The organism is Roseomonas acroporae (genome assembly GCF_023223525.1).
GTDB lineage: Bacteria > Pseudomonadota > Alphaproteobacteria > Acetobacterales > Acetobacteraceae > Roseomonas_E > Roseomonas_E acroporae.
This window is the reverse complement of record NZ_JALPRX010000080.1, coordinates 42,893-52,844: the sequence shown is the minus strand read 5'-3', so window position 1 is coordinate 52,844 and position 9,952 is coordinate 42,893. Positions and strand designations below refer to the sequence as shown.

The 9,952-nt window shown below is 75.1% G+C and carries 8 protein-coding genes; 2 read left to right on the top strand and 6 right to left on the bottom strand.

What is annotated here, in order from left to right:
• Positions 1-92 precede the first annotated feature (92 nt).
• Genes M0638_RS18420 through M0638_RS18410 form a run of 3 tightly spaced genes read right to left on the bottom strand, consistent with a single transcriptional unit; the run spans position 93 to position 3,012 of the window.
• Positions 93-1,352: a CaiB/BaiF CoA transferase family protein gene (locus M0638_RS18420; protein WP_248668471.1), complete on the bottom strand. Its 1,260-nt coding sequence runs from the start codon at positions 1,350-1,352 to the stop codon at positions 93-95.
• Complete coding sequence (locus M0638_RS18415) at positions 1,349-2,164, bottom strand: CoA-transferase (RefSeq protein ID WP_248668470.1); 816 nt, start codon at positions 2,162-2,164, stop codon at positions 1,349-1,351. Before M0638_RS18415 ends, M0638_RS18420 begins: the two co-directional genes overlap by 4 nt.
• A complete protein-coding gene (locus tag M0638_RS18410; protein WP_248668469.1) occupies positions 2,161-3,012 on the bottom strand; it encodes a CoA transferase subunit A in 852 nt (283 codons plus the stop codon). Before M0638_RS18410 ends, M0638_RS18415 begins: the two co-directional genes overlap by 4 nt.
• Positions 3,013-3,328: 316 nt before the next feature.
• Here M0638_RS18410 and M0638_RS18405 point away from each other — a divergent pair, with 316 nt between their 5' ends.
• A complete protein-coding gene (locus M0638_RS18405) occupies positions 3,329-6,754 on the top strand; it encodes an EAL domain-containing protein (RefSeq protein ID WP_248668468.1) in 3,426 nt (1,141 codons plus the stop codon).
• Positions 6,755-6,820: 66 nt separating this feature from the next.
• Here the strand turns inward: M0638_RS18405 and M0638_RS18400 are convergent, their stop codons facing one another.
• Entirely contained in the window at positions 6,821-8,281 is a 1,461-nt protein-coding gene (locus tag M0638_RS18400) for a hypothetical protein (RefSeq protein ID WP_248668467.1), read from the bottom strand.
• Between the two features lie 144 nt (positions 8,282-8,425).
• On the opposite strand from M0638_RS18400, the gene M0638_RS18395 reads away from it, so the two are divergent.
• Positions 8,426-8,716 carry a hypothetical protein gene (locus M0638_RS18395; RefSeq protein ID WP_248668466.1) on the top strand — a complete coding sequence of 97 codons (291 nt, stop codon included), beginning with the start codon at positions 8,426-8,428 and terminating at the stop codon, positions 8,714-8,716.
• Positions 8,717-8,806: 90 nt separating this feature from the next.
• Here the strand turns inward: M0638_RS18395 and M0638_RS18390 are convergent, their stop codons facing one another.
• Together M0638_RS18390 and M0638_RS18385 are read right to left on the bottom strand one after the other, a co-directional pair.
• Positions 8,807-9,376, bottom strand: coding sequence for a demethoxyubiquinone hydroxylase family protein (locus M0638_RS18390; RefSeq protein WP_248668465.1), 570 nt, complete (start codon positions 9,374-9,376; stop codon positions 8,807-8,809).
• Positions 9,373-9,846 carry a disulfide bond formation protein B gene (locus tag M0638_RS18385; protein WP_248668464.1) on the bottom strand — a complete coding sequence of 158 codons (474 nt, stop codon included), beginning with the start codon at positions 9,844-9,846 and terminating at the stop codon, positions 9,373-9,375. The genes M0638_RS18390 and M0638_RS18385 overlap by 4 nt, the downstream gene beginning before the upstream one ends.
• Between the last annotated feature and the right edge of the window lie 106 nt (positions 9,847-9,952).

Here is a 9,952-nt window from a genome sequence, read left to right as displayed (position 1 = left end):
GGGGGGCTTCGCCCCCGGCGGATGGGTCCAGGGAAGGCAGCGCCTTCCCTGGGTAGGAGAGTGCAGAGAGGGCGAAGCCCTCTCTGCTGCCCTCAGCGCCGCCGCTGCTCCACCAGCACGCCCTGCTGGCGCAGCCCGTCGATCTCCGACTCGCTGAACCCGTGCTCGCGCAGGATCGCCTCGCCGTGCTCGCCGAACACCGGCGGCGCCGAGCGCGTCCCGCCCGGGGTGCGGCTCATCTTGATCGGCGTGCCGAGCCCCCGGTACCAGCCCAGCTCCGTCACCATCTCCCGGTGCGCGGCGTGCGGCGAGTTCACCGCCTCGTCCACGAACAGCACCGGCCCCGCCGGCAGGCCGGAGCGGATCATCCGGTCGGTCAGCGCGTGGCCGTCCTCCTGCGCCAGCCGGTCGTCGAGGATCGCGTTCAGCGCCGCGTTGTTGGTGATGCGGTCGCCGTTGGTGCGGAAGCGCGGGTCGTCGGCGAGCGAATCGAGCCCGAGGAAGGCGCAGAACTTGCGGAACGCCGCGTCGTTGCCGGCCGCCACGAAGATCTCGCAGGTCGCGGTGCGGAACTTGGCGTAGGGGCTGAGGTTCGGGTGCGGGTTGCCCGTCGCCACCGGCCGCCTGTCGTTCAGGAAGTAGTTCGGCGCCTGCGGGTGCAGCAGCGACATGGCGCAGTCGTGCAGCGTCATGTCGAGGTACTGGCCCTCGCCGCTGATCTCCCGCTCGCGCAGCGCCATCAGGATGGCGACGGCGGAGTAGAGGCCGGTGGTCATGTCCACCAGCGCCGTGCCCATGCGCATCGGCCCGGTCGACTGGTCGCCGTTGACCGACATCAGCCCGGTCATCGCCTGCAGGATCGCGTCGTAGCCCGGCAGCCCGCCGAGCGGCCCGGTCGCGCCGAAGCCGGAGACGCGGCAGTGGATCAGCCGCGGGAAGCGCTCGTGCAGCACCTCGTAGCCGATGCCCCACTTCTCCATGCTGCCCGGCTTGTAGTTCTCGATCAGCACGTCGGCGCCGTCGAGCAGCCGCAGCAGCACCTCCCGCCCCGCCGGCTTGCCGAGGTCGAGGCCGAGCGAGCGCTTGTTGCGGTTCACGCCGATGAAGTAGCTGGCGCCGTGCCCGTCCCGCCCCTCGTGGAAGGGCGGGCCCCAGTCGCGCACCTCGTCGCCCTGCGGCGGCTCGATCTTCACCACCTCGGCGCCGTGGTCGGAGAGGATCATGGTGCAGTACGGCCCGCCCAGCACGCGGGTCAGGTCGATCACCTTCAGCCCGGCCAGCGCGCCGGGCGAGCGCGCGAGGCCCTTGCCCCCCTCCCGGAGGAGTCCCCCCCGGCCGGGTTCCTCGGTCATGCCGCCACTCCTTCTGTCGTCACCGGCCCGAACACGCGGGCGCAGAATTCGGGATAGGTCTCCAGCATCTCGTCGCGCACCGGCCCGCGCAGCAGCGCGAGCTCCGCCGGCGTCGGGTCCGGCGTCGCCGGCACCGCGTCGGGGGCGTCGAACCCGAAGCCGGTGGCCTCGCGCACGCCCGCCACCGTCTCGCCCGGGTGCAGGCTCTCCAGCACGAAGCGGGCGCGGGCCGCGTCGAAGCGGAACACGCAGCGCCCCGTCACCAGCGCCTGTGCCGTGCCGCGCCGGAACACGCCGGGCGGCGAGACGCCGGGCGCCGAGACGTTGTCCACCCGCTCCACCAGCACGCGCGGCGAGTGCTCCTCGCGGAACAGGATGGTGCGCGGCGTCATCATGTACATGAAGGCCGAGCCGAAGCTGCCGGGGAAGCGCACCGCCGTGCCCGGCCACTCGCCGGTGCCGACCAGGTTCAGGTTGGCCTGCCCGTCGATCTGCCCGCCGCCCAGGAAGAACAGGTCGATCCGCCCCTGCCCGGTCAGGTCGAACAGCTCGCGCGAGCCTTCGGTGAACGGGTTGCCGCTGCGCTTGTGCAGCAGCGAGAGGCGCACCGGATTGCCGGAGAGCTTCACCAGCCAGCAGGCGGCGGCCGGGATCGGCGAGGCGGCGCCGACCGCGATGTGCCGCGCCGGCGGCGCCGCCGGGTCCAGGATCAGCCGCGCCAGCGCGGCGGCCAGCCGCTCCTCCGGCTGCACCGGCCGCGTGGCGGCCTCGGGCCGGGCGGGCGCGGCGGCGCCGGACGGCACGCCGCTCATTCCGCCGCGACCTTCAGCGCGTCGCCGTAGACGTGGCGTTCGCACCAGGCGCGGAAGCCCTCCTCGGTGCGGGCCATGCGGGCGTACTCGGCGACGGCGGCCGGGTCGGCACCGTACTCGTCCAGCAGCGCGATCGGCGCGGCGCCCCGCTCGGCCAGCGCGACGGCCTCGACATAGGTGGCCGAGATCGTGCCGGCGGCGAGGCGCTCGTCCTCCAGCATGTTCCCCGGCACCACCCGCTCCACCGTGACCAGCACGCGGCGCGAGGCATGGGCGATGGTGGCCAGCTCGCGGCGCCGGCCGACCCAGACGTTGCCGGCCTCGTCGGCCATCGCCGCGTGGAAGGCGGCGACGTCCGGCTGCAGGGCGGGCAGGAGCACGATCGGGTCCCCGCCGCCCCCTCCCCCGCCGGCATCCGCCGCGGCGAAGGGGTTGTCGATCACCAGCCAGTCCGGCCGGTTGGCCAGGATGTCGCTGCCGATGATGCCGCGCAGCGGCATGAAGGGCACGCCTTTCTCGGCCGCCTGGAGCATGGTGTGGATCGCCGGGCAGGTGGCGTCCCGCACCCGGATCGTCCCGGCCTTCAGCGCGGCGGTGAAGCGCGGCGCGAAGCCGGCCTCGCCGAGCGAGACGGCGCTGGTCTGGATCTCCGCCACGCAGCCCGCGCCGATCAGGATGTCGCTGGCCAGGCCCGAGACCGGCACGCCGAGCAGCCGCAGGCCGCGCGCGCCGCGCCGCACCAGGGCCCGCACCAGCGCCAGCGAGGGCAGCGAGTTGTCGGGCGGCAGTGCCAGCAGGGCGCCGTCCGGCACCAGCCTGGCGAGGTCGTCCGGGGTCGGGACTTGCATGGCTCGACTCTTCTCCTCCCTCCCGCCCCGGCGGCTCCACCGCAACGCCGCGGGCAGGCATGCCCCAGGCTACGCCCGCGGGGCCGGGGCGCGAAGAGGGGGAAGCGGACGGGACCCGTCGGGCCGCCGGACGTTCCGGAGTCGTCCCCACCGCGCCCCGCGCGCCGGGCGTGCCATGTGCCGTGCAAGGGATACCAGCCCCTGCGCGCGTTGCACGATACGGCAGGAGATTTTCGCGCGAGAGGCAACTCAAGGTTGCATTCGTGCTATGAATCGTGTCTCCCCCTTCTTCGGATCAGCCTTCCGGACCATCCCGATGCCAGGCCAGGACGATCATGCGGAACAGCGTGCCCTTGCCGCCGAAATCGACCAGCTCCCGGAACGCCTGCGGCGGGCCATCGCCCAGGACGCGCTGACCCCGGTCTTCCAGCCGCTGATGCACCTGCACAGCCGCACCGTCTCCGGCTTCGAGGTGCTGGCGCGCTGGCACGACGACGCGATGGGCCAGGTGGCTCCGGACGCGTTCATCCCGCTGGCCGAGGCGCACGGGATGATGGGGCGGCTGACGGCGCGGATCATGCGGCGCGCCTGCGCCGACGCCGCGGGCTGGAGCGGGCAGTTCCGCCTGGCCTTCAACGTCTCGCCGCTGCAGCTCCTCGACCCCGACCTGCCGGCGCTGGTGCACGAGGCGGTCCACCCGACGGGCTTCCCCCTGGCGCGCGTGGAGATCGAGGTCACCGAGCATGCCCTGCTCGGCGACCTGCGCACGGCGCAGGCCACGGCGGAGCGGCTCAAGGCGCTGGGATGCGGCCTGGTGCTGGACGATTTCGGCACCGGCTACGCCAGCCTCAGCCGTCTCCAGGCCCTCTCCTTCGACAAGATCAAGATCGACCGCAGCTTCGTGCGGTCCATGGGGGAGCAGCGCGACAGCCGCAAGATCGTGGCCGCCGTGATCGGGCTCGGCCAGAGCCTGGGCCTGCCGGTCGTGGCCGAGGGGGTGGAGACCGAGGCCCAGGCGGCGATGCTGCTGCACCTCGGCTGCGATCTCGGCCAGGGCTGGCTGTTCGGCTCCGGCATGCCGGGGGAGCTGGCCCGTGCCCTGCTCGCCGCGGCCGGCGAGCGGGTGCCCCCGACCCGGCCGCTCGACCTGTCCACCAACCAGCGCGCGGCGCAGCTGGAGGCGATCTATGCCGGCGTGCCGCTCGGCCTCTGCTTCATCGACCGCGAGGGCCGCTTCGTCAGCGTCAACGACCAGTTCGCGCGGCAATGCGGCCTGCCGCCCGACTCCATGATCGGCCGCCAGATCGAGGCGGTGCCGGCCTGCATCCCGGCCGCGGGCCTGCGCGACCTGCTCGCCGCCGGCGACGCGGCCGGGACGCCGCCGGATCGGGAGTTCCACGTCGAGGCGCGCGAGTGCTGGTTCCGCGCCACCTACCGCCTGGCGCGCGACGAGGCCGGCGAGCCGCTCGGCGTCTCCATCGCGATGACCGACATCACCGCGCACCGCCGCGCCGAGGCCGCCCTCGCCGAGGGCGCGGAGCTGCTGCGCCGGCTGGTCGAGCCGGATGCGCGGCTCGGCTGGATCGTCGAGCCGGACGGCACGGTCCTGCGGGCCGGGCCACGCCTGCTCGCCTTCGCCGGGATCGGCGCCGAGGAGCTGCACGGCACCCTCTGGAGCAACCTCGTGCACCCGGCCGACCGCCAGCGCGCCTGGCGGAGCTGGACGGCGGCGAACCGCGAGCGGGTGCCGCTGCACGGCCAGTGGCGGCTGCGCTGCGCCGAGGCGGGCTGGCGGACGGTGCGGGTGGAGCTGACGCCGCTGCCCGGCCCCGACGGCACGCTCCTGCGCTGGCACGCCTTCGCCGAGCCCCTGCCGGCCGGCGTGGCCGGTGCGACGCCCTGCGGGAAAGCCGGCGGCGCGGCCGCCCGGATGTCCAGGGGGATGCCGCCGGCGCAGGCGCCATCCCCGCCCGGGGCGCCGTCCGTCCCGGCGGCGGACGGCCGGGCCGGGCCGTCACCCGCGCCCGATGCCGCCATGCGGCGCTGGCACGACGTGATGGCGCGGCTGCTGGACGGGCTCGACCTCGGCTACTGCCTGTTCGACCCGGACGACCGCACGGTGCTGTGGAACCGCACCTTCCTGGAGCTCTTCCCCGAGCACCGCAACCATGTCCGGGAGGGCGAGCCCTACGCGGACAACCTGCGCCGCTTCTACGCCGCCCGCCTGCAGGGCCAGGAGCGCGAGCACCTGGAGCGCTACGTCGCCGACGGCGTCGCGCGCCACCGCGCGCAGCTGCGCCCCTTCGTGTTCGAGCACCGCGGCCGGCGGCTGCACGCCGCCTCGCTGCCGCTGCCCGACGGCAGCCGGCTGCGCGTCTGGAAGACGCTCCCCGCGCCGTACCGGACCCCGGGCGAGGACACGGCGGCGCGCGGCATCACCGGCGACGACCTGTTCGCCAAGATGGCGGACGGCGTGATGGTGCTCGACCAGCGCAAGCGGATCGTCTTCGTCAACGACGAGTTCCTCTCGCTCTACGACGTGCCCGCGCGCGAGCGAATCATCGGCGCGACCTTCGACGACGTGGTGCGCGCGGCCTGGTCCGCGCCGGGTGCCGCGGCGGGGCGGGATGCCGACCTGCCCTTCCTCGCGCACTTCCTCGACAACGTCCGCTTCGCCGGCGCGCCCTTCGAGGTGGAGCTGCCGGGCGACCGCTGGCGGCGCGTGATCGAGCAGCGCACGCCGGACGGGATCGGCTACATCAGCCACGCCGACATCACCGTGCTCAAGCGCCAGCAGCGCGACCTGCTCGCCGCCGAGCAGAAGGCGCGCGACGGCGAGGAGCGCTACCGGCTGCTGGCCGAGAATTCGAGCGACATCATCGTCTCGGTCGGCTTCGACCGGACCATCCGCTTCGCCTCGCCGGCGATCCGGCGCGTGCTGGGCTGGGACCCGGCCAGGCTGCACGGCACGTCCTTCCTGTCGCTGCTGCCCGAGGAGCATCACGGCCAGTTCGCGGCGGACGTGCTGGCGCGCATGCAGAACGCCACGGGCCACGGCGTGTCGGTCTGCCAGTTCCTGCACCGCGACGGGCGGCTGGTCTGGATGGAGGCGCACACCCGCCTCGTCGGCAACCGCGCCAATGCCGACGCGGTGCAGTTCGTCTGCAACATCCGCGACATCTCGCAGCGCATCGCCGCGGAGCTGGCGCTGAAGGCGGCCTACGCGGAGCTTGCCACCCTCGCCGCCACGGACGGGCTGACCGGACTCGCCAACCGGCGCCAGTTCGAGGCGGAGCTGAGCCGGGAGTGGCGGCGCGCCCGGCGCGAGGGCAGCGCGATCGCGCTGCTGCTGATCGACGTGGACCACTTCAAGGCCGTGAACGACCGCTACGGGCACCAGACCGGCGACAATTGCCTGCGGGCGGTGGCGCGCTGGATCGACGCCTCGATCCGCCGGCCGGGCGATCTCGGCGCCCGCTACGGCGGCGAGGAATTCGCCGCGATCCTGCCGGAGACCGACATCGCCGGCGCGGCCGCCACCGCCGAGGCGATCCGGGCGCGCGTGGAGGCCGATCGCGGCCGCGAATTCAGCTCCGACGGCCCGGTCACGGTGAGCATCGGCGTGGCGGTGCTGCACCCCGCCGCCGCGGCGCACGACAACGAGATGACACTGATCCGGCTCGCCGACGCGGCGCTGTACCAGGCCAAGCGCAACGGTCGCAACCGGGTGGAGATAGGCTGAGGCCGGTCCGCCCGGCGCCTCTTCAGGCTGGGCGTACCCGCCCGGCGGCTCGGGAAATGCGCCGGATCAGAGGCTGGAGCGGTTCGCGGTGAACGGATCGGCGTCGAGGCCGGCCAGCGCCGCCCAGGCGGTGGCGCCGAGATGCCCGCGCCGCGGATAGCGGAAATCGGCCACGCCCGGGACCAGCCCGGTGCCGAGGCCGGTCGTCAGCCAGGGCAGGCTGGCGGCCAGCAGCCAGCCCCGGGGGTCGCGCTGACGCAGGATCGCGGCGGCGAGGCGCGCGGCGACCGCCCCGGCCGCCGGCATCCAGCGGGCCCGGCGCAGCACCAGCACGGCCTGGGCGGTGCCCTCCCACCAGGCGCCGTCGCGGTCGTCGTCGAAGTCGAGCCCGTCCAGCGCCGTGGCGGGTGCCCCTGCCGGCACGCCGTGCCGCGACAGCACCCAGGCCAGCGCCGGCCGCCAGGCGGCCTCCCCGGGAAAGGCGAGCAGCGGCCAGAGGTTGGCGTCGAGCGCCGAGTGCGGATTCGGCGTGCCGTCCGGCAGCAGGCCTGAGAGGAAGCGGCCCTCGGCCGGCCGCCAGGCCGCGGCGACGAAGCGCCGCGCCTCCGCCGCCGGACCCGGCCGACCGAGTCGGGCGAACAGCGCGGCGAGATCGAGGTTCTGCTCGGTGGAGCGCCACGGGAGCGGCTCCGGCGCCGGCTCGTGGCCGAGCGTGCCGCCCCGGAAGCCGCCCGAAGCGTCCGGAACGCGCAGAGTCTCCAGCCAGTCGGCGGCCCGGTCCGCCGCGGCGCGCCAGTCCGCCGGACGGCCGAGGCCGCGCTCGGCGCAGCGCAGCCAGAGCAGACCGGCGAAGGCCGTCGGCCCGGCGGCGCTGCCGACCTGGTAGCGGTCCTCGGCCCAGCGGCCGGCGGCCGCGTCCCACCAGCCCGGCGGACGGGCCGAGGCCGGGGCCGCCGCGTGCTGCCGGCCCGCCGCGTAGGCGTTGCGCAGGCGCCCGTCGTGCCAGAACCGGTCCTGCGTCTGCGCCAGCCGGAGCCCTTCGGCCAGCCGCAGCGCCAGGGCGTCCTCGCCGGCGGCCAGCAGGGCGAGGCCGGCCAGGGCGTTGTCGTAGGTGTAGGCGGCCTCGCGCTGCACCCGGTCGAAATCGCCCTCGCCCGCCGTGACCCAGCTGCGCAGCAGCCCCGGTCCGTCCAGGGCCGCGGCCGCCGCACGGATCGGGGCGAGCCAGCCGGCGGCGAAGCCGGGCCAGTCGAAGGAGGGCCAGTCGAGGCCGGCGGCCGCGGGGCGGGAGCCGGCGATCCCAGGGGCGGCGATCCCAGAGGCGGCGATCCCTGGGGCGGCGATCCCCGGGGCGCCGGGCTCCGCCGCCCGGGCGGGATCGGCCAGGGCCAGCAGCGGGGCCGCGAGCAGGCCGCGCCGCGTGGCCGCCGGGGGGCGGCCGGGCGAGGGAGCCGCCGGGTGGCGGCCGGGCGAGATGGCCGCCTGGGGGCGGCCGGGCGGGCAGTCGACCGGTCGCGGGCCGTTCATCGCGCCAACCCCGACCGCCGATGGATGGACATGGGCGATCTTAAGACTTCCTTCAGCGTCGTCATGGCTTTCTGGACGCTCCCCGGAGCCGGTCGCGGCAGGAATGGCGGACGGCACGATGCGAGCGGGATGGTGCCGACCCCCATGCCTGACGACCTCACGATACGCGCCGCGCCCCCCCTGCCACCGGAACCGCACGGCGCGGCGGCGAGCCGTCCGGCCGCCGGCGACGCCGCGGCCGCCGCCCCGCTGCGGCCCAACCCGTCGCTGCGGATCGACGGGGCGCTCGGCCTCGTGGTGATCGAGTTCCGCGACTGGGCCGGCAGGATCACCGGCAGCATTCCCACCTCGCAGGAACTGGCGGCCTACCGGCACTCGGCCCTGCCGGGGCTGACGCCGGACGATGCCCCGCCCGACGGCCGGACGGCTCCGTGAAAGGGGGAAGCGACGGCCGGTGTCGCGCCCCGGCGTCGGGGAGCGCGTACCCGGCCGCCGGGGCGCGGCGCCCCGCGACGGAAAGGTCTGTCAGACCCGCTCGCTGACCGCGATCGCCACCTTGCAACCGGTCTTGATGACGCGCGAGAGCAGCCGGTAGGCGGGCGCCAGTTCCGCCTCGTTGGCGAGGCCGATGTCGCGGTGCTCCAGCTCCTCGGCCCGGAATCGCGCGATGTCCGCCTTGAGCGGCGCCTCCGACTCCGGCAGCTCGCGCTCCTGCTGGGCGTAGTGCTCGTCGATCGCCTCCTCCACCGCCACGGTGCAGGCCATGGCGCCGCGATGGCCGAGCAGGGCGGTACCAGCCCCGAGCGCGAAGCCCGCGACGTGCCAGAGCGGCAGCAGCGCGGTCGGCCGCACCCGCCGCTCCGCGATCAGCCGCGCGAAGGTGTCGAGATGCACCTGCTCCTGGTCCTGCATGTGCCGCAGCATCGGCTCGTAGCGCGTGCCGCGCAGCACGGCGATCTGGCCCTGGTAGATGCGCTTGGCGCCGTACTCGCCGGCATGGTCCACCCGGATGGCCCGCGCCACCGGCCCGGGCGCGCGCGGCGGGATGGCGGCGGACCGCGCACCGGACGCCGGATCGGGCTGCGTGTCGATCATGATGCCTCCTTCCGGCGCGCCAGCCCGAAGGCCAGGCCGGCGACACCCAGCGCATAGATGACGTTCATTCCCGCCATGGAAAGCGGCAGGCCGGGAATCAGGTAGGTGGGAGCGTCGCAGGGCTTGGACGGGACCAGCGGCATGTCGCGCAGCAGGTCCTCGACGCTGGCCGTGCCGCCGCTGCCGCGCGGCGCCTGGCAGCCGGCCAGCGGCGAGGGCCACCAGCCCTGCTCCACCCCCACGTGGAAGGCGCCCACCGCGCCCGAGGCCAGCACCGCGACCGCCGCGAGGAGCAGCATCGGGCGGCGCGGCAGGACGAGCCCCAGCAGCGCGAGCGCCGCCGCCGCCCAGTAGGGCCAGCGCTGCCACAGGCACAGTTCGCAGGGGGCCAGGCCCCACCAGCCCTCGCTGGCGTGGGCGAACAGGGGCGCCGCGGCGGCGAGGGCGGCGATCAGGAGCGGTGCGAGCATGCCGCCTCTTCGCGCGGCGCGGCGCGGCGCGCAACCGCGGCGTCCCCTTGGAGCGATGCGAGGCCCCGCCCTACCCTGCCGGCAGTGGAAGACACGGGAACAGGAA